General features: G+C 68.5%; 20 protein-coding genes. 8 read left to right on the top strand and 12 right to left on the bottom strand.

Annotation, left to right across the window (positions count from 1 at the left end; translation table 11 throughout):
* The first annotated feature begins 61 nt into the window (after positions 1 to 61).
* Positions 62 to 1,966 (top strand): peptidyl-prolyl cis-trans isomerase, encoded by a 1,905-nt coding sequence (locus ACIQ1T_RS05795; protein ID WP_395943582.1) that lies wholly within the window; start codon positions 62 to 64, stop codon positions 1,964 to 1,966.
* Positions 1,963 to 3,480, top strand: coding sequence for an anthranilate synthase component I (gene trpE / locus ACIQ1T_RS05790; protein ID WP_395943581.1), 1,518 nt, complete (start codon positions 1,963 to 1,965; stop codon positions 3,478 to 3,480). Before ACIQ1T_RS05795 ends, trpE begins: the two co-directional genes overlap by 4 nt.
* Positions 3,481 to 3,483: 3 nt before the next feature.
* Here trpE and ACIQ1T_RS05785 read toward each other — a convergent pair whose 3' ends face one another.
* Positions 3,484 to 3,690 carry a peptidoglycan-binding protein gene (locus ACIQ1T_RS05785; protein ID WP_395943580.1) on the bottom strand — a complete coding sequence of 69 codons (207 nt, stop codon included), beginning with the start codon at positions 3,688 to 3,690 and terminating at the stop codon, positions 3,484 to 3,486.
* 89 nt (positions 3,691 to 3,779) lie between these two features.
* Between ACIQ1T_RS05785 and ACIQ1T_RS05780 the strand changes: the two genes are divergently transcribed.
* The 4 genes from ACIQ1T_RS05780 (at position 3,780) to lexA (ending at position 7,017) form a co-directional block, all read left to right on the top strand.
* A complete protein-coding gene (locus ACIQ1T_RS05780) occupies positions 3,780 to 4,370 on the top strand; it encodes an anthranilate synthase component II (protein WP_395943579.1) in 591 nt (196 codons plus the stop codon).
* 2 nt (positions 4,371 to 4,372) lie between these two features.
* Positions 4,373 to 5,410 (top strand): anthranilate phosphoribosyltransferase, encoded by a 1,038-nt coding sequence (gene trpD, locus ACIQ1T_RS05775; protein WP_395943578.1) that lies wholly within the window; start codon positions 4,373 to 4,375, stop codon positions 5,408 to 5,410.
* Positions 5,407 to 6,201, top strand: a complete 795-nt coding sequence (gene trpC, locus ACIQ1T_RS05770; protein WP_395943577.1) for an indole-3-glycerol phosphate synthase TrpC — start codon at positions 5,407 to 5,409, stop codon at positions 6,199 to 6,201. Before trpD ends, trpC begins: the two co-directional genes overlap by 4 nt.
* A gap of 123 nt (positions 6,202 to 6,324) precedes the next feature.
* Entirely contained in the window at positions 6,325 to 7,017 is a 693-nt protein-coding gene (gene lexA, locus ACIQ1T_RS05765; protein WP_395943576.1) for a transcriptional repressor LexA, read from the top strand.
* Here lexA and ACIQ1T_RS05760 read toward each other — a convergent pair.
* On the bottom strand, positions 6,998 to 9,106 hold the full coding sequence (locus ACIQ1T_RS05760) for a ComEC/Rec2 family competence protein (RefSeq protein WP_395943575.1): 2,109 nt from the start codon (positions 9,104 to 9,106) through the stop codon (positions 6,998 to 7,000). The two genes, lexA and ACIQ1T_RS05760, sit on opposite strands and share 20 nt — an antisense overlap.
* Positions 9,107 to 9,173: 67 nt before the next feature.
* Here ACIQ1T_RS05760 and gltX point away from each other — a divergent pair, with 67 nt between their 5' ends.
* Positions 9,174 to 10,589 (top strand): glutamate--tRNA ligase, encoded by a 1,416-nt coding sequence (gltX, locus tag ACIQ1T_RS05755; RefSeq protein WP_395943574.1) that lies wholly within the window; start codon positions 9,174 to 9,176, stop codon positions 10,587 to 10,589.
* Between the two features lie 67 nt (positions 10,590 to 10,656).
* Complete coding sequence (gene gltA, locus ACIQ1T_RS05750; RefSeq protein ID WP_395943573.1) at positions 10,657 to 11,949, top strand: citrate synthase; 1,293 nt, start codon at positions 10,657 to 10,659, stop codon at positions 11,947 to 11,949.
* A gap of 63 nt (positions 11,950 to 12,012) precedes the next feature.
* Here gltA and ACIQ1T_RS05745 read toward each other — a convergent pair whose 3' ends face one another.
* The 10 genes from ACIQ1T_RS05745 to ACIQ1T_RS05700 are packed head-to-tail and all read right to left on the bottom strand — an operon-like array spanning position 12,013 to position 22,329.
* Positions 12,013 to 13,005, bottom strand: a complete 993-nt coding sequence (locus ACIQ1T_RS05745; RefSeq protein ID WP_395943572.1) for an aromatic acid exporter family protein — start codon at positions 13,003 to 13,005, stop codon at positions 12,013 to 12,015.
* A gap of 2 nt (positions 13,006 to 13,007) precedes the next feature.
* Positions 13,008 to 13,706, bottom strand: coding sequence for an alpha/beta fold hydrolase (locus ACIQ1T_RS05740; RefSeq protein WP_395943571.1), 699 nt, complete (start codon positions 13,704 to 13,706; stop codon positions 13,008 to 13,010).
* 2 nt (positions 13,707 to 13,708) lie between these two features.
* Positions 13,709 to 14,890 carry a lipid-A-disaccharide synthase gene (gene lpxB, locus ACIQ1T_RS05735; protein ID WP_395943570.1) on the bottom strand — a complete coding sequence of 394 codons (1,182 nt, stop codon included), beginning with the start codon at positions 14,888 to 14,890 and terminating at the stop codon, positions 13,709 to 13,711.
* Positions 14,887 to 15,726, bottom strand: coding sequence for an LpxI family protein (locus tag ACIQ1T_RS05730; protein WP_395943569.1), 840 nt, complete (start codon positions 15,724 to 15,726; stop codon positions 14,887 to 14,889). The genes lpxB and ACIQ1T_RS05730 overlap by 4 nt, the downstream gene beginning before the upstream one ends.
* Entirely contained in the window at positions 15,723 to 16,511 is a 789-nt protein-coding gene (gene lpxA / locus ACIQ1T_RS05725) for an acyl-ACP--UDP-N-acetylglucosamine O-acyltransferase (protein ID WP_395943568.1), read from the bottom strand. Before lpxA ends, ACIQ1T_RS05730 begins: the two co-directional genes overlap by 4 nt.
* On the bottom strand, positions 16,511 to 16,975 hold the full coding sequence (fabZ, locus tag ACIQ1T_RS05720) for a 3-hydroxyacyl-ACP dehydratase FabZ (protein ID WP_395943567.1): 465 nt from the start codon (positions 16,973 to 16,975) through the stop codon (positions 16,511 to 16,513). Before fabZ ends, lpxA begins: the two co-directional genes overlap by 1 nt.
* 2 nt (positions 16,976 to 16,977) lie before the next feature.
* A complete protein-coding gene (gene lpxD / locus ACIQ1T_RS05715) occupies positions 16,978 to 17,991 on the bottom strand; it encodes a UDP-3-O-(3-hydroxymyristoyl)glucosamine N-acyltransferase (RefSeq protein ID WP_395943566.1) in 1,014 nt (337 codons plus the stop codon).
* Positions 17,992 to 17,998: 7 nt separating this feature from the next.
* The gene (locus tag ACIQ1T_RS05710) at positions 17,999 to 18,604 is read right to left on the bottom strand and encodes an OmpH family outer membrane protein (RefSeq protein WP_395943565.1); all 606 of its coding nucleotides are present in this window, start codon (positions 18,602 to 18,604) and stop codon (positions 17,999 to 18,001) included.
* A 36-nt stretch (positions 18,605 to 18,640) separates the two neighbouring features.
* Positions 18,641 to 21,082, bottom strand: coding sequence for an outer membrane protein assembly factor BamA (bamA, locus tag ACIQ1T_RS05705; protein WP_395943564.1), 2,442 nt, complete (start codon positions 21,080 to 21,082; stop codon positions 18,641 to 18,643).
* Positions 21,083 to 21,111: 29 nt separating this feature from the next.
* Positions 21,112 to 22,329, bottom strand: coding sequence for a M50 family metallopeptidase (locus ACIQ1T_RS05700; RefSeq protein WP_395943563.1), 1,218 nt, complete (start codon positions 22,327 to 22,329; stop codon positions 21,112 to 21,114).
* Between the last annotated feature and the right edge of the window lie 21 nt (positions 22,330 to 22,350).

The following is a 22,350-nucleotide window of genomic DNA, read 5'->3' as shown; positions in this document are numbered from 1 at the left end:
CGCGCCTGCCCCGACTATACGCCACCGTAACGCCAACGTCGGCAAGACTCCGGGTTTTCGAATGATCACCGCCTTCCGCGCCTTCTCGCGCTCCAAGTGGGCCGCCGCCCTGCTCGTCCTGATCGCCATCAGTTTCGTGATCGTGGGCGCGCGCATGGATGTATTCGCCAACCTGGGACCGAAACACGTCATCGACGCTGGCGACCGGTCGATGAACGAGGCCGAGTTCAGCGCGGCCTTCGGTCGCGTGCGCGAGAATATCCAGCAGCAGGCCGGTCGTCCCGTGACCAACGAGGACCTGATCGCTGAGAACATCCACACCCGCTTCCTGGACAGCCAGACCGAACAGCTGGGCTTCCTGAACTGGGCCTGGAAGGCGGGCATACGTCCCGGCAAGGATCTGATCGTCAAGCAGATCCGCCAGATCCCGGCCTTCTTCAACTCGGTCACCGGCCAGTTCGACCAGCAGGCCTATGAGAGCGCCCTGGCCCAACAGAACCTGACCCCGGCCATGCTGGAGCAGGACCTGCGCGACCAGTATGCGACCGAGCATTTCGGCGCCGCCGTCTTCGCCGGCGCCCGCGTGCCGCGCATCTACGGCGCCCTGCTCGCCGGTTCGGCCTTCGAGACCCGCGACGGCCGCTGGTTCGAACTGACCCCGGCCATGGCCGGCCAGGTGCCGGCCCCGACCGACGCCCAGTTGAACGCCTTCATCCAGGAAAACGCCGCCCGCCTGCGCGCGCCGGAGTTCCGCATGGTCTCGGTCGTGCTGTTCACGCCTGATCAGGGCGCCGCCGCCCCGATCTCCGACGACCGCATCCGCGAACGTTTCGAGTTCAAGAAGGACAGCCTGGGCAAGCCCGAGACCCGCACCTTCACCACCCTGACCGCCCCAAGCCGCGACGCCGCCCAGAAGATCGCCGCCGCCCTGCGGTCCGGTCAGTCGCCGGCCGACGTCGGCCGCGCCAACAGCATTCAGCCCGCCAACTTCGACGCCACCCCGCGCGCCGCGATCGGCGACGCCGCCACCGCCGCCGCCGTCTTCGGCCTGCAGGTCAACCAGGTGTCGGAGCCGGTCCAGGCGGGCATCGGTTTCGCCGTCGCCAAGGTCACCGCCATCCAGCCCGGCCAGCCGGCCACGCTGGAAAGCGCGCGGGAACAGATTGTGCAGGAGTTGCGCGCCGAGGACGTGAAGGGCCAGACCTACGCCAAGGTCGAGAAGTACGAAGCCGCCCGCACGGCCGGCAAGAACCTGGCCGACGCCGCACGGGAGGCCGGCGGCCGCCTGGTCGACCTGCCCCCCTTCACCCAGGACGGCAAACTGCCGAACGGCCAGGCCCTGAACGCCCCGCCGCAGATCTTCCAGACGGCGTGGAGCCTGACCAAGGGCGGCGAAAGCGACGTGATCGACGCCGGCCAGGGCCAGTATTTCGCGGTGCGCGTGAACGACATCCGCCCGTCGGCCCTGCCGACCCTGGCCGAGGTGCGCGAGCCCCTGGCCGCGCAGTGGATGCAGCGTGAAATCGGTCGCCGCCTGTCGACCAAGGCCGAGGAACTGGCCGGAAAGATCCGTCAGGGTCAGGACATCGCCGCCGTCGCCCGCTCGGTGAATGCGCCGCTGACGGTCCGCACCGGCGTCGTCCGCGACCAGGCCACCCAGGAATCGCTGGGCCAGGGCGTGCTCCAGGGCCTGTTCGGTCAGGCCAAGGGTCAAGTCTTCTCGCAACCCGGCCAGGGCGGCTTCCTCGTCGGCCGCGTCGACAATGTCCACGCCGCCAACCCGGCCGTCGCCGGCCCGCTGGCCGAACAGGCCCGCCCGCGCATCACCCAGGAACTGGTCCAGGCCATGGTCCAGGCGGAAATGACCGCCGGCGCCCAGCGCTCCAAGGCCAAGAACGACGTCGCCCTGGCGCGTCAGGCCCTGGGCCTGTCCGCCGAGGCCGCCCCCGCCGCTCCGGCGCAATGACCGAGGCCGCCTACGGCGAAGCCGACTTCGACGCCTTCGCCGCCGGCCTTTCGGCCGGTCGGCCGCAGGTCGTCGTCCGACGCATCATCGACGACCTGGAGACCCCGGTCTCAGCCTATCTGAAACTGGGCCGCGACCGCCCCTACGCCTGCCTGCTGGAATCGGTCGAGGGCGGCGCGGTCAAGGGTCGCTATTCGATCCTGACGCTGGATCCGGACGTCGTTTGGCGCTGCCGCGCCAACGCAGCCGAACTGGCGCGAGGCGTGGCCATCGCCGAGGGCCGGTTCACGCCCGAGCCCCTGCCGACGCTGCAGTCGCTGCGCGCCCTGATCGCCGCGTCGAAATTCGACCTGCCCGAGGGCCTGCCGCCGATGGCCGCCGGCCTGTTCGGCGTGTTCGGCTATGACATGGTCCGCTTGCTTGAGCCGCTGGGCGAACCCAATCCGGATCCGCTGGACCTGCCCGACGCCGTACTGACGCGGCCGTCGCTGGTGTCGATCTTCGATTCCGTGCGGCACGAGATCGTCCTGATCTCGGCCGCCTATCCCGACGCCGGGATCGCGCCGCGCGAGGCCTTCGACGCCGCCGTCGCCCGGCTGGACGCCTTCGAGACCGCCCTGCGCGAGCCCCTACCCGTCCGCGCGGCGCCGCACGAGACGAGCGCGCCGGTCTTCGCCTCTCCGGTGGACGAGGCCGGATTCGGCGAAATGGTCGCCAGGGCCAAGGATTACATCGGCGCCGGAGACATCTTCCAGGTCGTGCTCAGCCACCGGTTTTCGGCGCCCTGGACCGAGGATCCGTTCGCCTTCTATCGCTCGCTGCGTCGACAGAACCCGTCGCCCTATCTGTTCTATCTGAACTTCGACGGCTTCCAGCTGGCCGGGTCCAGCCCGGAGATCCTGGTCCGACTGAAGGACGGCGAGGTCACCATCCGTCCGCTGGCCGGCACCCGCGCCCGCGGCGCCACGCCCGAGGCCGACAAGGCGCTGGAAGTCGAGCTTCTGGCCGATCCCAAGGAACGGGCCGAACACCTGATGCTGCTGGATCTGGGCCGCAACGACGTCGGCCGGGTCGCAGCGCCGGGGACGGTGGAGGTGACGGAAAGCTTCGTCGTCGAACGCTACAGCCAGGTCATGCACATCGTCTCGAACGTGCGCGGCAAGGCCGATCCCAGGCTGGATGCGGTGGACACCCTGCTGGCGGCCCTGCCCGCCGGCACCCTGTCGGGCGCGCCCAAGGTGCGGGCGATGGAGGTCATCGACGAACTGGAGAGCGAGAAGCGCGGCGTCGGCTACGGCGGCGGCGTGGGCTATATCTCGGCCGGGGGCGAGGCGGACATCTGCATCACCCTGCGCACCGCCCTGTTCGCCGACGACCGAATCTTCGTCCAGGCCGGCGCGGGCGTGGTCGCCGACAGCGATCCGGCGGCGGAATACGCCGAGACCCAGCACAAGGCGCGCGCGCCGATGCGGGCCGCCGAGGACGCCTGGCGTTTTCGCACCGGCAATCGTTAGAATTCAGGGAACATAGGTCGCGGCCGGTTCGTCGAAACGGACGCCCGGTCCGATCACCACCACGCCGGCCATGACCACGGCCGCCGTAGCCGCTAGGGCTGCGGCGCCGAGCGCGGCGAACGGGCTGGCGGGACGCGGCTCCGCCACGGCCAGCTTGGCGCGGGCGGCGGCGATCTTGTCGGCGATGTCTTTTTCGGCGGTCAGTTTCACGCCCCCAATCTGTCCCAGCCAGTGTTAAGATGCGCTTTAACGGCCGCGCCGCCTTGGCGTGGCGGCAGACCGCGCCTAGAAGCCAGACCATGATACTCGTCGTCGATAACTACGACAGCTTCACCTACAATCTCGTCCACTACCTCGCGGAGTTGGGCGCGCCGACGCATGTGGTGCGCAACGACGACCTGACGGTGGACGAGGCGTGGGCGCTGAACCCCGCCGCCGTCCTGTTGTCGCCCGGCCCCTGCGCCCCCGACCAGGCCGGCATCTGCCTGCCGCTGATCCGGACCGCCCCGGCCTCCATGCCGATCCTGGGCGTCTGTCTGGGCCATCAGTCGATCGGCCAGGCCTTCGGCGGCGACGTGATCCGCGCCAAGACCCTGATGCATGGCAAGACCTCGCCGATCCTGCATGAGGGCCGAAGCGTCTTCGCCGGCCTGCCGTCGCCCTTCACCGCCACCCGCTACCATTCGCTGGCCGTGAAGCGCGAGACCCTGCCCGACTGTCTGGAGGTCACCGCCTGGACCGCCGACGGCGAGATCATGGGCCTGCAGCATCGCGACCGGCCGATCCACGGCGTCCAGTTCCACCCGGAATCCATCGCCACCGAACACGGCCACGACATGCTGGCCAACTTCCTCGAGATCGCCGGCGTGAAGCGCCTCGCGGCCGCCTGATCGTGGCCGACGGTTTCAAGCCGATCCTCGCCCGTCTGGTCGAGGGCCAGCCGCTGACGTCGCAACAGGCGCACGACTTCTTCGCCGCCTGTCTGCGTGGCGAGCCGACCTCGTCCCAGGTCGCCGCCGCCGTCACCGCTCTGCGGATGCGCGGCGAGACGGTGGACGAGATCGCCGCCTTCGCCGGCGCCATGCGCGAGGCCGCCCTGACGCTGGATCATCCCTATGAGGTGATCGACACCTGCGGCACCGGCGGCGACGGCCAGCACACCTACAACATCTCCACCGCCGCAGCCCTGGTGCTGGCCGGTGCGGGCCTGAAGGTCGCCAAGCACGGCAACCGGGCGATGTCTTCCAAATCAGGCTCTTCGGACGTCCTGTCGATCCTGGGCGTGAACCTGATGGCCGATCAGGCCCAGCAGAGGAAGGCGCTGGACGAGGCCGGGATCTGCTTCCTGTTCGCCCCCGCCTATCATGGCGCCATGCGCCACGTCGGTCCGGTGCGGGCCGAGATCGGTTTCCGCACCGTCTTCAACCTGTTGGGGCCGCTTTCGAACCCCGCGTCGGCGAAACGCCAGGTCATGGGCGTCTATGATCCGCGCCTGCTGGAGCCCCTGGCCGAGGTGCTGGGGCGGCTGGGCGCAACGCGCGCCTGGACCGTCCACGGCCAGGGTCTGGACGAACTGGCCACCTCGGGTCCGACCGAGGTGGCGGAGTGGAAGGACGGCGCGGTCCGTCGCTTCCAGGTCACGCCCGAGGACGCCGGCCTGCCGCGCGCCCCGATCGAGGCCATCCGCGGCGGCGACGCCGAGGAGAACGCCGTCGCCCTGCGCGCCCTGCTGGCGGGACAGGCCGGCCCTTACCGCGACATCGTGTTGCTGAACGCCGCCGCCGCTCTCGTGGTATCGGATCGGGCGGTCGACCTCGCCGAGGGGGCCGCGCTCGCCGCCGCCGCCATCGACGACGGCCGGGCCGCCAAGGCGCTGGAGCGTCTGGCCCGTATCACCAACACGCCGCTGGATACCGAAGACAAAGCATGACCGACGTTCTGGAACGCATCGCCGCCTACAAGCGCGAGGACGTCGCCGCCCGGAAGGCGGCGACCTCTCAGGACGCCATCGAGGCCCTGGCCTCTCAGGCCACCGCCCCGCGTGGCTTCCGCGAAGCTTTGGAACGCGTCGGCGAGGAAACCGGCCGGCCCGCCCTGATCGCCGAGATCAAGAAGGCCAGCCCGTCCAAGGGTCTGATCCGTCCCGACTTCGACCCACCCGCCCTGGCGCGCGCCTATGCGGCCGGCGGCGCCGCCTGTCTGTCGGTCCTGACCGACGGCCCCAGCTTCCAGGGCGACGACGCCTATCTGGTCCAGGCCCGCGATACGGTCGCCCTGCCCTGCCTGCGCAAGGACTTTCTGGTCGACCCCTGGCAGGTGGCCGAGAGCCGCGCTCTGGGCGCCGACTGTATCCTGATCATCCTGGCCATGGTCGACGACAAACTGGCCGCCGAACTGCTGTCCGAGGCTGAGCGGTTCGGCATGGACGCCCTGATCGAGACCCATGACGAGGTCGAGATGGCGCGCGCCTGCGGGCTCGGCGGAAATCTGGTCGGGGTCAACAACCGCTCGCTGCGCACGTTCGAGGTCGATCTGGAGGTCACCGAACGCCTGTCGATGCTCAGCCCGGTGCGCGCCCTGCTGGTCGCCGAGAGCGGCATCTTCACGCCCGAGGACGTCGAACGCGTTTCCTCGGCCCACGCCCAGGCCATTCTGGTCGGCGAGAGCCTGATGCGCCAGGCCGATGTCGAGGCCGCCACCCGGCAGCTGCTGGCCGCCTGACCCTTCCGTCGCGCGGCGCCCAGCGGCGCCGTTAAGTTGACATTAGGAAGGAACACTTACAGAACATCGTCAATGTTCACGGCCCGTTCCGATTCGAGGAAGGGGCCCATGAGGGCCTTGGCGATGCTCACGCGCAAGCAGCACGAACTGCTGATGTTCATCCACGAACGGATCCAGGAGACCGGCGTCTCCCCGTCGTTCGACGAGATGAAGGAGGCGCTGGACCTGGCGTCCAAGTCGGGCATCCACCGGCTGATCACGGCGCTGGAGGAACGCGGCTTCATTCGTCGCCTCGCCCACCGCGCCCGCGCCCTGGAAGTCACCAAACTGCCGGAACAGGCCACTGCCGGCGCGCCGCGTGGTCGGGCCGGATTCAAGCCCGATGTGATCGAGGGCGGCGGCCGTGCGAAGGCGGCGGAACCCGCCAACGACAGCCGCGAACTGCCGCTGATGGGCAAGATCGCCGCCGGCACTCCGATCGACGCCATCGAGCACGAGACCGCCCGCTATCCTGTGCCTGAGGCCCTGCTGGGCTCTGGCGAACACTATCTGCTCGAGATCGAAGGCGATTCGATGATCGAGGCCGGCATCCTCAACGGCGACATGGTGGTGATCAAGGCGACCGAGAACGCCTCGTCCGGCGAGATCGTCGTGGCCCTGGTCGAGGGCGAGCAGGCGACGCTGAAACGACTGCGCAAGAAAGGCGCCTCCATCGCCCTGGAGCCCGCCAACCGCAACTACGAGACCAAGATCTACGGGTCGGACCAGGTGTCGGTTCAGGGCAAGCTGGTCGGCCTCATCCGTCGCTATCACTGAGTTCGGAGGCCGGCCGGCTCGACCAGGGCCGGTCGCCCCGCACATCGGCGGTCCAGACGGCGCGCCAGTGGTCTGGACCATCGCGCCACAACTCCACCGCTCCGCCCCGCGCATAGTCGACACCGTCGAGCACCAGCCGCCCGTCGCAGGATGACGGCAGGGCTTCGAGGACCGCTCGCACGCTGACGACCGGCGCCGTGCGACACAGGGCGTCCATCTGATCGGTTTCCGGCGTCCCCCGCCCCCACCAAAGGGCGAGGGGCCCAGCCTCGGCGCCGTCCGGGCGACAGGACGACCGATCGCAGCTCCAGCCCGCCTCATCCCGATCCACCGGCGTCAGCCCTCGCCGACGGGACCAGAGATCGACCGCGAATTGACGCACGCCCGGCCGGATCACGACCGCCTCAGCCTGTCGATGAAAGGCGGCGTTGGTTCCTTCGTCGCCGATCCACAGATCCGGCGTCGGCGCACGCGGCCACAGCATAACCGCCGCCGCCAGGGGCAGACCCAGCCAACGCAGCCGCCCTCGCCACAGGCAGACGAACAGCACGCCGAGAAAGGCGATGGGCAGGACGTAATCCGGCGCGCTGGCCACAGTCCGCACCGCGCCGGGCAGGCCCGCCGTCCAGCTTCCGATCGCCAGCATCAGATCCACGCCCCAACCTGCGACCTTCAGGAAGGGCCCGCCCAGCCCCAAGGGCTCCAGCGCCGCACCCAGGGCCAGGGCCGGCATCAATACGAAATCCGCGACCGGCGCCGTGCCCAGATTGGCCAGCAGCCCATAGACGGCCGTTCTGTTGAAATGCTGCATGGCGAACGGCCCGGTCGCCAGGCCCGCGACGACGCTGGCCGCCACCGCCGCCGTCAACCAGCCGCCGAACCTCTGAATCACGACTATGGGCCAGGGCGCCGAAATCTCCCGCGTCCTCCGGGGCCAGGCCTCGACCAGGGCCACCAGGGCGGCCGTCGCCGCGAAGGACATCTGGAAGCCCGGCGTGACGATAGCCTCGGGCTGAAGCGCCAGGACGACGAAGGCTGCGACCGCCAGACCGTGCATGGTCACCGCCTGCCGATCCAGCAGGATGGCCAGAAAGGCTATGGCGGCGGTGACGGCGGCCCGCTCGGCCGGGGGCGGCGCGCCCGACACCACCAGATAGACCCCGACCGCCGTCAGTCCCGCCACGGCGGCGATCTTCTTGCCCGGAACCCGCAGGGCCAACCACGGCCAGGCCGCTACGCCCAGTCGAGCGGCGAAGAAGACGAACCCGCCGACGATCGCCATGTGCAGGCCCGAGACCGAGAGGATATGGGCCAGACCTGAATCCCGCATCACATCCATGTCGGCCGGACTGATCCAGGCTTCGTGACTGGTGGTCATGGCGGCGGCGACCCCGCCGGTTCGTTCGCCCAGCCGCACCACGATCCGTTCCGCCAGGGCGTAGCGCGCGGCGTCCACCGCCATGACCAGCCGCAGGCGCCACGGCGCCGGGGACAGGTCGACCCGTCGCGTCTCGCCCAGGGCGAAGGCCACGCCGCCCAGCCCCTGGAAGAAGGCGTTGCGGCCGAAATCATAGGCGCCTGGGCTGGCCGGGGCCGGCGGAGGATTGAGGATGGCGAACAGTCGCACCGCTTCGCCCGGCCGCGGCGGTTCCCCCTGCACCGTGGCGCGCAGCCTCACCGGCGTCTGTTCAGGCGCCAGACCTCGGATCCGGACGGGGGCCACCACAATCCGCGCGCCCCTCTGGCCAGAACTGTCGACATCCACCACCCAGGCCTCGATCATCGTCGGCTCGCTCAGGGACGGGGCGATGGGCGCGGCGACGGCCTCGGTGCGCAGCCTGCCCGCCGCCAGTCCGCTCGCCACGCAAGCCACGATCATCAGGAGCCAGGTCGCCGAGCGTCGCCAACCCCGTCGCCGCGCCGCCACCCATCCGCCGATGGTCAGGGCGGCCGTCAGGACCAGCGGCCACAACGGCGGCTCGAAGCGGAGCGAGAAATAGATGGCGCCGCCCGCGCCGAAGGCCACCGGCGCCCACAGCCGCCATCTCAGCGTCTGTATTGCGACCTGTTCGCCCAGCCAGGCCCGCAATCTTGCGCCAGGGGTAGGCTTTGCCGCCTCGGGGCGTATAAGGGCCTCGCTTACGGACCCCTCCCCCATGACCTCACCTTCCTCGACTGTCGTCACCCGCTTCGCCCCCTCGCCGACAGGCTATCTGCATATCGGCGGCGCGAGAACGGCCTTGTTCAACTGGCTGTACGCGAAGAGACACGCAGGGCGTTTCCTGATCCGCGTCGAGGACACCGATCGCGAACGCTCGACCGACGAAGCGGTCAAGGCCATCTTCGACGGCCTGAGCTGGCTGGAACTGTTCGCCGACGAGGAACCGGTCTTCCAGTTCAGCCGCGCCGACCGCCACCGCGAGGTGGTGGATCAGTTGCTGGAGACCGGTCACGCCTATCGCGACTTCACCTCGGCCGAGGAGACCGGCCGTCTGCGCGACGAAGCCAAGGCCGAGAAGCGCGCCTTCGAATCGCCGTGGCGGGACCGCGCCCCGACCGTCGACGATCTGGCTCTGCCCCATGTCGTCCGCTTCCGCCGTCCGCAGTCGACGACGGTCACCGTGCCGGACGAGGTGCAGGGCGAAGTCAGTTGGTCGACCGACGACCTGGACGATCTGGTCCTGCTGCGTTCGGACGGCGCCCCGACCTATAATCTGGCTGTGGTGGTGGACGACCACGACATGGGCGTGACCCATGTCATCCGCGGCGACGACCATCTGAACAACGCCGCCCGCCAGAGCCTGATCTACGACGCCCTGGGCTGGACCCGGCCCAGCTTCGCCCACATCCCCCTGATCCACGGCCCGGACGGCGCCAAACTGTCGAAGCGTCACGGCGCCCAGGCGGTGCACGAATACGCCGAGATGGGCTATCTGCCCGAGGCCATGCGCAACTATCTGGCGCGTCTGGGCTGGGCCCACGGCGACGACGAGCTGTTCAGCGACGCCCAGGCGGTCGAATGGTTCGACTTCGCCGGCATCGGCAAGGCCCCGGCCCGGCTGGACTTCGACAAGCTGGCCCACGTCAATTCTCACTGGCTGCGTCTCGCCGACGACGAACGGCTCGCCAAGCTGACCCTGGACGCCCACCTGCAGCGCGGCCGCGCCATAGCCGAGGCCGACGAGGCGAAGCTGCAGCGCGCCATGCCCTTCGTGAAGGATCGCGCCAAGACCGTTCTGGAGCTGGCCGATCAGACCGAATTCGTTCTGAAGACCCGTCCCCTCGCCCTCGACGACAAGGGCGCCGCCCTGCTGTCGGGCGAGACCCTGGACCGCCTCGGCCGCCTGCGCGACCGCCTGGCCCTGTTCCAGTCCTGGGACGTCTTCGCGCTTGAAGCCGAGCTCAAGAGCTTCGCCGAATCCGAGGGTGTCGGGTTCGGCAAGATCGGTCCTCCCATGCGGGCGGCCCTCACCGCAGGATCGGCTTCGCCCGATATCGCACGAACTTTATCCGCTCTTGGGCGCGACGAAAGTCTCGGGCGCTTGGATGATGCGCTGCAACCGACTAAGTGATCACGCACAAACCAAAGAGCGCCCGACGCCTCCCCGTGATCGGACGTCCAAATGCAAAGGGGCATTGATGACTGACCAATCCAAAACCGCCACCCTCTCCTTCGAGGGCAAGAGCGTCGACCTGCCGGTTCTGTCAGGTTCGACCGGTCCGGACGTAATCGACATCCGCAAGCTCTACGGCGGAACGGGCGCCTTCACCTTCGACCCGGGCTTCACCTCCACGGCCGCCTGTGAATCGGCCCTGACCTATATCGACGGCGACGCGGGCGTGCTGCTGCACCGCGGCTATCCGATCGACCAGTTGGCGTCGAAGTCGAACTTCGTGGAAGTCTGCCACCTGCTGCTGCACGGCGAACTGCCGACGGCCGAGCAGTACGAGAAGTTCGAAAACAGCATCACCATGCACACCATGCTGCATGCTCAGATCGACCGCTTCTTCGAAGGCTTCCGCCGCGACGCCCACCCGATGGCCATCATGGTCGGCACCGTCGGCGCCCTGTCGGCCTTCTATCACGACAGCCTGGACATCCATGATCCGGTGCAGCGCGACATCTCGGCCATCCGCCTGATCGCCAAGATGCCGACGATCGCGGCCCGCGCCTACAAGTACCACGTCGGCCAGCCCTTCGTGTCGCCGCGCAACGACCTGTCGTACGCCGAGAACTTCCTGCGCATGTGCTTCGCCGTGCCGGCCGAGGACTATCACGTCGATCCGGCCCTGGTGCGCGCCATGGACCGCATCTTCACCCTGCACGCCGACCACGAGCAGAACGCCTCAACCTCGACCGTCCGCTTGGCCGGTTCGTCGGGCGCCAACCCCTTCGCCTGTATCGCCGCCGGCATCGCCTGCCTGTGGGGCCCGTCGCACGGCGGCGCCAACGAAGAGGCGCTGACCATGCTGAAGGAAATCGGCACCCCGGACCGTATCCCGGAGTTCATCCAGGGCGTGAAGGACCGCAAGTACAAGCTGATGGGCTTCGGCCACCGCGTGTACAAGAACTACGATCCGCGCGCCAAGGTCATGCAGCAGTCGGCCTATGAAGTCCTGGCCGCCACGGGCCGCGAGAACGACCCGCTGTTCCTTGTCGCCAAGGAACTGGAGAAGGTCGCCCTGTCGGACGAATACTTCACCTCGCGCAAGCTGTTCCCGAACGTCGACTTCTATTCGGGCATCACCCTGTCGGCGATGGGCTTCCCGACCAGCATGTTCACCGTGCTGTTCGCCCTGGCCCGCACCGTGGGCTGGATCGCCCAGTGGCAGGAAATGATGTCGGATCCGTCGCAGAAGATCGGCCGCCCGCGTCAGCTGTACACGGGCCCGACCGAGCGCGACTACGTGCCGATCGAACAGCGCGGCTGATCGACCGTCCCACGACCGGACTGCAGAACGCCGGGGAGCCATCCCCGGCGTTTTTCTTTGGCCTCAGACCAGTTTCAGATCGGCGAACCGCGCCGCCAGATCGTCCAGGTCGCGGTGCATGTGCGCCAGGCCGATGGCGGCGGCGCCCAGGGCCATGTCGTCGCCCTGGACGGCCATGGACAGAGCCAGGGCCTGGTCGACCGGCCCCAGGGGCTCAACGGCCCGCCCCGCCGACAGGGCTTCCAGCCGGGCGACGGCCCGGGCGGCGTCCTGGGACCAGGGGCCCAATCGGGCGGCCGCGCCCTCGGCCTGGAAGCCGCGCCCTAGGATGACGATGTCGCTGCGGACCCGCCAGAAGGCGCGGGCCAGGGCGGCGCGGTCCGCTGTCTCGCGCTGCGGTCCCGGCAGATCGATGACGTGTTTGGCGGCGTCGCCCAGCTTGTCCAGCCGCCGCTTCAGATCGGCGTGCCGGCGGGTGATCTCGGCTGCGTCGGCGTGGTCGCCCTTCGCCACCAGGGCAAGCAGGGCCGCCGCCTCCCCGGCCGCGTCGCGCGCCTGGATCTGGAAATTCTGTCGGGCGTGACGCGGGAACAGGGCCAGGATGGCGATCACACCGACGCCGCTGCCGACCATAATCTCCATCATCCGGTCCAGGGCCAGGGCGGCCGGCCCCTCGGTCCCCGCCCCGCCGGCGATGACGATGGTCGCCGTCACCGGCGCCACCTTCAGCCAGGTGCGGCCCGTGCCGAGAAAGGCAAGGACCGCCGTGGCGGCGGCCAGACTGAGCGCCATGCTCTCCATCCCCGGCGGCCGCACGAAGGCGACGGCCGCCCCCACAACGGCGCCGGTCACCGTGCCGACGGCCCGGTCGCGCGCCACATTCAGCACCCCGCCGCCGACACTGGCCTGAATGACGACGATGGCCGAGATCACACTCCAGTAAGGATGCGGCAGCTGCAGCAGGGTGGCCAGGTAAAGGGCGGCCGTCGCCCCCGCCGCCATCTGGAGCGCGGCGCGAATTTCCGCGGCCCGGCGTGGACTGAAGGCCCGCGCCACCGTCAGGTCCGCCGCATCCAGCGGCCCAGCGCGGCGCTGACCAGATCCGGCGCCTCGATCGGCGTCAGGTGGCCGCACCCCGGCGCCACGACCAGTTCGGCGTCCCAGGCCAGGTCCGCCATCTCGCGGTGGCCGGCCGGCGGCGTGATCCCGTCCGCCTCTCCGCACAGGACCAGGACCGGACGGGTGAAGGCGCGCAACACCGCCTCGCCGTCCGCCCGCGCGAGGGCGTTCTGGCGCAGAAAGACCTCCAGGCCCAGTCTCTGGGTCATGGCGCGAACCCGTCCCGCCATCTCGGGATCCGCCGCGTGCTCGGGGCTGAGATAGGCCCGCATCATCGGATCGCCCATGCCCAGGAACCGGCCCGACGCCTGGGCCAGCCGGCCGAGCGTTCGCCTCTCCGCCGCCTTCTCGGGCGTATCGACGCGGATGGCGGTGTCCAGCAGGGCCAGGCGTTCGATCCGGTCCGGCGCCCGCCTCAGCATCTCCTGGGCGACATAGCCGCCCAGCGAAAAGCCAGCGATGGAGAAGCGGTCGGGCGCGACGGCGAACACCGCCTCGGCCAGGGCCGCCAGGCTCTCACCCTGGGTGATGTCGGCGACGCGGACGTCATAGATCGGGGACAGGGCCTCGACCTGGTCGCGCCAAAGGTCGGCGTCGTTCAGCAGCCCCGGGATGAGCACCAGACAGGGCCGCGTCATGGTCAGCCCGTCGTCCCGGTCGGGGCCTTCGCCGCGATCACGCGCAGCACGGCGTCGGCCGCCAGTTCCGACGGATCCGGTCCGCCGCGCCCCATCAGTTCCAGGGCCGCCGTCTGGCGCCGGGCCTGTTCCGTCGCCATGGCCGGATCGGCCAGCAGCCGGCCGACCGCCGCAGCCAGGATGGGCGGCGTCGCCTCGTGCTGGATGAACTCCGGCGCAATCCGGTCGTCGGCGGCGACATTGAACAGGGTGATGTGTTTCGCCGTCACCATACGCTTCATCAGCTGATAGCTGAGCCCGCCGATCTTGTAGGCGATGACCATGGGCGCGCCGGCCAGGGCCAGTTCGGTCGAGACCGTGCCGCTGGTGGCCAGGGCCACGGTGGCCGCGCGCATGGCGTCGTATTTCTCGGACTCGTCAACCAGATGGACGCGGAAGGGCCAGGCGGCGATCCGTCCGGCGACATCGGCGGCCACCGTGCCTGCGGCGATCACGGCGACCTCCAGCGTCGGATCCAGCGCCTTCAGCTTGCCGATCGTGGCCTCGTAGACGGGCGTCATCCGCGTGATCTCGCTGGGCCGGCTGCCCGGCAGGACCAGCAATAGTCTGGCGTCGGCGGCGATGCCGCGTCGCGCGCGGAAGGCCGCGCCGTCGGCGCCGGCCATGTCCACATGCAGGGCCGAGGAGCCGACGACCGTCGTCGGCAGGCCCTGCCGTTCGAACCAGGGCGCGTCGAAGGCGTACAGCGCCAGCAGGTGGTCCACGGCGCCGGCCAGATCCTTGGCCCGGCTCGGCCGCGAGGCCCAGACCTGGGGCCCGACATATTTGATCAGGGGCGCCCCCGGCCGCGCGGCGCGAATGGCCTTGGCCACCCGGATGGTGAAGCCCCAGCTGTCGATCAGGACAACGGCGTCCGGCTGTTCCCGCTCGGCCAGGGCCGCCGTCTCCGCGACGCGGCGCTTGACCATGCCATAGACCCGCAAGCCCTCGACCCAGCCCAGGATGGACAGTTCAGCGATGTCGAAGGGGCTGGCCACGCCCTCGGCCGCCATCCGGGGACCGCCGACCCCGACGAAGGCCACGTCGTCGCCCAACCGCGTCTTCAGCGCCCGGGCCAGACCCGCGCCCAGCGCATCGCCCGAAGCCTCGGCCGCCACCAGCATGATCTTCAACGGACGGCTCATCGGTCCTCGCCCCACACGAACAGACCCAATCGGTCCGCCGCCGCGACAATGGCCGTGCGGTCGATCAGGATCAGCCGCCCCGTCACCCCGCCGATGCCCGCGAGACCGGCCGCGGCGGCCATTTCGACGGTGCGTGGTCCGATCACCGGCATGTCCACCCGCAGATCCTGAATCGGTTTGGGCGCCTTGCCCAGCGCGCCCTTGCGGTCGCCAGCCGAGCCCCGCAGATCGCCCGGCAGACTTGCGACCCGGCCCAGCATGGCGTCGGTTCCCTCCTGCGCCTCGACCGCCAGCACCAGGCCGTCGCAAACGACTGCGCCCTGGCCGATGTCCAGCTCGCCTGACTTTTCCGCCACATGCAGCGCCTTCTTAAGGTCAGCCAGCTGTTCGGGCGTCGGGGATACGGCCCCAAGGGCGCCGGCTGTCAGAGTCTCTCCGCCCAGGATGTCGTCGGCGCCCTCGACGGCGAACCCCTCGGCCTCGAACACCGACAGAATCTTGCGCAGCAGGGCGTCGTCGCCCTTGGCCGCCGCCGCGACTATGCCGGGCAGCAGGGTCGCGCCCTTGAAGTCGGGCTTCAGCGTCTTGAAGTCGGGCCGGTTGACGATGCCCGCCAGACAGACGGTGGTGCAGCCCTCGGTCTTCAGCGCCTTCAATATTGCGCCGATCTGGGCCATGCCGAACTCGGCGCCGGGCCAGCGGATCAGATGGGGATCGGCGAACCCGGCCAGACGGATCACGAAGATCGGCCGTCCCTCCGCGTCGCACCGCGCCGCCACCGCCGCCGGGAGGTCGCCCCCTCCGGCGATCAGGCCCAGTTTTCCGGACAAGCTCATTCCGCGTTGGGCAGGCACAACGGACGCCGCCCGCCGTCGCGGATGAAGACGATGATCTCCATGATCTCGGGCAGGTCGGCATAGGTCCGGGCCACCCCGTCTATCCGGCCGGCGAACTCGCCCTGACCCTCGAAAAGGTCGCGGTAGGCGGCAAGCAGCCGCCGCACCTGGTCCTTGCCGTAGCCCTTGCGCTTCAACCCGATCAGGTTGAGCCCGCGCAGCCGCGCATGATTGCCCCAGGCCGAGCCGTAGGGAATGACATCGCGGGTCACGGCCGCCAGGCCGCCGATGATGGCCCCCTGCCCCACACGCCCGTTCTGATGCACGGCGCACAGTCCCCCAAGGAAGACCTTGTCGCCCACCTGGGCGTGACCGCCCAGGGTCGCGTTGTTGGCCATGACGACATTGCTGCCGACGACACAGTCGTGGCCGACATGGGCGCCCGTCATGAACAGGTTGTTCGAGCCGACGACGGTCACGCCCGTCCCCTGAGGCGTGCCCCGGTTGAAGGTGCAATGCTCGCGGATCAGATTGTTCTCGCCGATCTCCAGCCGCACCGGCTCGCCCTTGTAGCCATTGTGCTGCGGATCGCCGCCGATGACCGCGAAGGGATGGATCGTCGTACCCGCCCCGACCGTCGTGTCCTGCTGGACGACCACATGACTGACCAGGCGGACGTTCTCGCCCAGGACCACGTTCGGGCCGACCGTGCACCAGGGGCCGACCGTCACCCCGTCGGCCAGGGTCGCCGTGGCGTCGATCAGGGCGGTCGGGTGAACAGTCATCAGGCGGCAGGCTCCGGCACGGTGACGACCATGGCCATGAATTCGGCTTCCGCCGCCAGCTTGCCGTCGATGAAGGTCTCGCCGCGGAACTTGTAGGCGTCGCCGCGCGCCTTGATCACCTTGACCTCCATGCGCAGCTGATCGCCTGGCCGCGCCGGCTTGCGGAAGCGCACGCCGTCGATCGACATGAACATGATGACCTTGTCGGCCACGGCGACGTCCAGGGTCTTGGACATCAGCAGGGCGCCCGTCTGGGCCATGGCCTCGACGATCAGCACGCCCGGCATGACCGGATCGATCGGGAAGTGGCCCGGGAAGAAGGGCTCGTTGTGGGTGACGTTCTTGACGCCCACGATCGAGGTCCGGGGCACGAAGTCCTCCGCCCTGTCCACCAGCAGGAAGGGATAGCGGTGCGGCAGCCGCCGCATCACCTCGGCGTAATCGATCTTGCCGTCTTCGCTCATCCCTATGATTCCTTCGGGGCCTTCTTTGAGGAGGCCTGTTTGGCGAGCCAGATCGTCTCGCGCAAGAACTGTCGGATCGGACGCGCCGGATAACCCGACCAGGTTTCGCCCGCCGGAATGTCGGCCAGCACCCCTGCGCCGGCCGCCACGCGCGCGCCCTCGCCGATGGTGATGTGATCGCCGATCCCGGCCTTGCCGCCGAAGATGACGTTGTCGCCGCTGGTGACCGATCCCGATATGCCGGTGTTGGCGGCCATCAGATTGTTGCGGCCGATGACGCAGTTGTGGCCCACCATGACCAGATTATCGATCTTGGTGTTCTCGCCGATGACGGTGTCGTCGTAGGCGCCGCGATCGATGCACGAGTTGGCGCCGACCGTCACCCCGTCCTGCAGGATGACACGTCCCAGTTGGGGAATGTCCATGGCGCCGGCGGCCGTGCCGGTCGCGCCGAAGCCCGCCTCGCCGATACGCGCGCCCGCATACAGCTTCACCCGGTCGCCCACCAGGGCGAAGCCGACGGTGACGTTCGCGCCGATGATGCAGTCGCGGCCGATCTGCACGCCCGGACCGATGACGGTGTTGGCGCAGACGCGCGTGCCGCGCCCGATGCGAACGCCCTCGCCCAGGACCACGCCCGGCTCCACGACCACGCTGTCGTCTTCGACGGCCTCCGAGGCCGGAATGGCGCGGTCCAGCGTGACCGGGCGGTGCAACAGCGCCGAGGCCATGGCCCAGGACGCCTGGGGCGTGCGTGAGACGATGACGGCGGCCTCGGACGGCGCGGACGCCACGGCCTCGGCCGGCACGATCACACAGCCCGCCTTCGTCGCCGACAGGGCGGCGGCGAATTTGCGATCGCCCAGAAACGCGATCGCGCCCCCGTCCGCAGAGGACAGGGGCGCGACGGATGCGATGGTCCGGTCCCCGCCCCTCTCGACCTCGCCTCCGATCCGGGCCGCCAGTTCGGCGACGGTCAGGGACGCGAGGGTTTCGAAGAAGCGGGTATCGGGCATATCGACCTTAGTTGGCGGCGGCCGGCTGTTGCGACTGCTGCGCCGGCACCGGCATGCGGTTGAACGACAGGGTCGGCAGGGCCGTGTTCAGACGCTGGATGGCGGTCTCGGTGATGTCCATGGCCGGGTTCATCATGAAGACGCTCTCGCGGTCCAGCAGCAGGCCGCAGCCCTTCTCCTGGTACAGGGCGGTCAGGATCGGCGACACGGCCTCGGTGATGGCCTGACGCTGCATGGCCAGGGTGTAGCGCAGCTCGTTCTCGCGCGTGCCTTCCAGCTGTTGGGCCTCCTGGGCGCGTTGCTGCAGGGCCTGGCGGCGCTGTTGCAGTTGGTCGGCCGGCAGGCTGGCGCCCGAGGTCTGGAGCTGCTGGGCCTCGGTCTGGATCGCAGTGGCGTAGGGCTGGAGTTCGCCCTGAACTTCCTGGGCGAGTTGCTGCATGCGCGCTTCAACGGCTTGGCCGGCGGCCGATTGGGCCAGCAGGCGGGCGTTGTAATAGACGCAGACGCCCGGGATGACCGGACCCGGGTTGGCGGGCGCAGCGGCCTGTTGGGCCGAGGCGGCGGTGGCGACCAGAGAAGCGGCGGCCGTGGCGGCGATGATCAGAGCTTTCATGGATAATCCTCGTGCGAGCGCTTTTGCGTCGCTTCCTTAGAACTGGGTGGAGGTCGAGAAGCGGAAGGATTCCGTCTTGTCGTAGTCTTGCTTGGACAGAACCTTGGAGATGTCGAACCGGATGGGGCCCATCGGCGACTTCCAGTGGATGCTGACACCGGCCGAGGCCCGCAGCGACAGCTCGTCCGCGATGGACGTATCGAGCGTACCGGTGGAGGTCAGCTTGTAACGGTCGTCCAGGGCGCCCAGGGTGCCGACGTCGGCGAACAGCGAGGTCTTGATGCCGTACTGTTCGGGCAGATAGTTCGGCAGGGTCAGTTCGACAGTGCCGATGGCGTAGAAATTGCCGCCCAGAGCGTCGGTCGTATCCAGGTCGCGCGGCCCCATGCCGGCCGTCTCGAAGCCACGGAAGCTGTTGCCGCCCTTGAAGAACCGGTCGTTGATCCGGATGGGATCGCCGTTCCAGCCGCTGACATAGCCGGTCGATCCCTGAACGCTGACGATCCACTGAGGCGTCAGGCCATAATACCAGGCCGCATCCGCTTCGGTCTTCACGTAGTTTACGTCGCCGCCGATGCCGGCGAAGTCCTGACGCAGCGAGCCCGACCAGCCGCGCGTCGGGCGCACGGGGTCATTGGTGTAGTTCATCTGCAGCGTATAGCCGATCGACGAGTTGATGTAGCTGCCGACCTGGTCGCACAGCGCCGACGACCCGCTTCCGGTCGTGTTGCAGTAACCGGTGGGAACGATGATCTCGTCCGACTTCAGGAAGTAGCGCGTGCTGAGCAGCATATTGCCGTTCAACGGATACGACAGGCGCAGTCCCCCGCCGGTGGAGCGGTAGTCGTAGGACGAATATTCGCTCAGGTCGTAACGCGAGTGGAACAGGTCGAAACCGGCCCGCAGGTCACGCCCCAGGAACTTGGGTTCGGTGAACCGGAAATCGACCTGCTGGCGCAGCGACCCCCATTCCATCCGGGCGACGACGTTCTGGCCCCGGCCGCGGAAGTTCCGCTCGGAAATGCCCAGGTTGACGGTGAAGGAGTCGACCGAAGAGAAGCCGGCGCCGACCGACAGTTCGCCGGTGGGCTGTTCCTCGACATTGACGTTGATGACCGAACGGTCCGGCGCGCTACCGCGCGTCTCCTCGACCGTCACGTCCTTGAAGAAGCCCAGGGCGCGCAGGTTGTTGCGCGACCGCTCCATCAGGGCGCGGTTGAAGGCGTCGCCTTCGGTCAGCATCAGTTCGCGACGGATGACCGGGTCGATGGTGCGGGTGTTGCCGACCACATTGATGCGGTCGATGTAGACGCGCTGGCCTTCGGAGACGTTGAAGGTCACGTCCACCGTGTCGGTGTCCGGATTGGCGCGATAGGTCGGATTGATCTCGACGAAGGCGTAACCGGCCGAACCGGCCGCGAACGTCAGGGCGTCGACCGCCTGTTCGATCTTGTCGCTCTCGTAGAGCTGGCCCTCGCGGATCGGCACCAGGGCCTTCAGGAACTCGGCGTTCAAGCGGTCATTCTGGGTGATGACGTCGACTTTGCCGAAATTGTACTTGTCGCCTTCGTTCAGGGTCAGGGTCAGCTGGAAGGCCTGATCGTCGGGCTGGAGCTCGGCCACCGACGAGATGATGCGGAAATCGTAGAAGCCCCGGTTGGTGTAGAACTTCCGAAGCTGCTCCTGATCATACTCGAGCCGGTTCGGATCGTAGTTGTCGTTGTTGGAGAAGAATTTCCACCACTGCGACCGCTCGGTCACCATCACGTCGCGTACGTCGCGATCGGAGAAGGCGTGGTTGCCCAGGACGTTGATGGCGCTGATGCCGGTCGCGGCGCCTTCGTTGATCTCGAAGATCACGTCGACGCGGTTCTGCTCCAGCTGGACCAGTTTGGGGGTTACGGTCGCGGAGATGCGGCCTTGCAGGCGGTACAGTTCGACGATGGCGCCGACGTCTTCCTGCACCTTGGCGCGGGTGTAGATGCCGCGCGGCTGCAGGGTCACTTCCTTGGTCAGCTTGTCCTGCGACAGGGCGCTGTTCCCCTCGAACACGACCTGGTTGATGATCGGGTTCTCGACGATCTGGACGATCAGGTCGCCGTTCTGAACGCCCAGTTGCACATCGGCGAACAGGCCGGTGCGCGACAGGGTGCGGACCGCGACATCGAGGACCGAGGCGTCGACCGTGTCGCCCGGACGGATCGGCAGATAGGACAGGACCGTGGTCTGGTCGATTCGCTGCGCACCCTGCACAATGATGCGGTTGACCGTCAGAGACTGAGGGGCGGCGATCTCGACGCGCGGCGGTTGACCGTCAGCCGGCGCGGGGGCGGCCTGAGGCGCCGGAGCGGCGGGCGCGGTCTGGGCCGGCGCAGTCTGGGCCAGCACGGGCGCGGCGAAGCCGGCGGCGACGGCCAGCGCAAGGAGGCTGGAACGGGCGCCCAGTCGGACGGCGGCGCGAGAATTCATGTCGTTCATTCTGAAAACCATCGGGGGCTGGCGTCGGCTCACGAGACGAGCCCGCCGAGGAATTGGAAGATGTTGAGCTTCTGTAGGTCGTTCCACGTCGCGAACAACATAAATCCCGCCAGAAGCGCAAGACCTGCGCGATAGCCCATCTCCTGATACCGCGCCGCCACGGGCTGCCGCGCCACGGCTTCATAGCCGTAGAAAAGCAGGTGGCCGCCGTCCAGAACAGGAATGGGCAGCAGGTTTAGAAAGCCGATTCCGATCGAAAGTATGGCGGCGAAGGTCGTAAGCGTCAGCAGAAGGTTGATGGCGATGGCTTCGGGTGCCGGATTGGCCTCAACCGCCGCCGTCGTCAGTGAACCTGTGGCCTTGGCGATGCCCAGAGGGCCGCTGAACTGATCACCCGACTCGCGTCCCGTCACCAGCCGTCCGAGATAGGTCAGGGTCGAGCCGATCACGTCGCCGGTCTGACGCACGCCCTCGACCACGGCGTCCACAGGGCCATAGCGGACATGGCGCACGTCGGCGCGGGTCGATCCCAGGCCCAGTCCGATGCGGCCCACCTTGATCCGGCCGGCGATGGGGTCGTTCTCCTCGCGGCGCTCCGGGGTGGCGACCAGTTCCACGGTCCGGTCGCCGCGCTCGACGGTGAAGCGGACGGGATCGCCGGTCGACAGCATGACCGCCTGGGTCACCTCGCCGCCGTCCTCGATCGTCTTGCCGTTCACGCCTGTGATCAGGTCGCCGACCTGGAAGCCCGCGGCGGCGGCCGGCGAACCGGCTTGAATCTGCGCCACTCGCGCCGGGCGGATCTGCGCGCCCATGGTCATGAAGACGACGGCGAAAATGGTGATGGCCAGAATGAAGTTGGCGACCGGGCCGGCGGCCACGATCAGAGCGCGCTGCCACACCGGCTTGAAGTGGAAATAGTCGCGCTCGGCGCCGGGTCCGCTCTCGGCGATGACCCGCTGGCGCAATTCGGCCAGCCCCGCCTGGTCCGGCACGCTGGAAGCGTCCAGGTCGCCCGAGAACTTGACATAGCCGCCCAGCGGGGCCCAGCCGAAACGCCACTCTATGCCGTGGCGGTCGATACGACTGAAGATCGCCTTGCCGAAGCCGATGGCGAAACGGTCCACCTTCACGCCAAAGGCGCGGGCGACCAGAAAGTGACCCAGCTCATGAATGGTGACGATGAAGGTCAGCACCAGCAGGAACGGCACGATGTAGATCAGGATCTGACCCAGGGCGCCCAGCATTCGAAAATCTTCTCCCCTGGC

Origin of the sequence: Brevundimonas sp., assembly GCF_044336875.1 — a bacterium.
Taxonomy (GTDB): Bacteria; Pseudomonadota; Alphaproteobacteria; order Caulobacterales; family Caulobacteraceae; genus Brevundimonas.
This window is presented reverse-complemented; position numbering and strand designations above follow the sequence as displayed.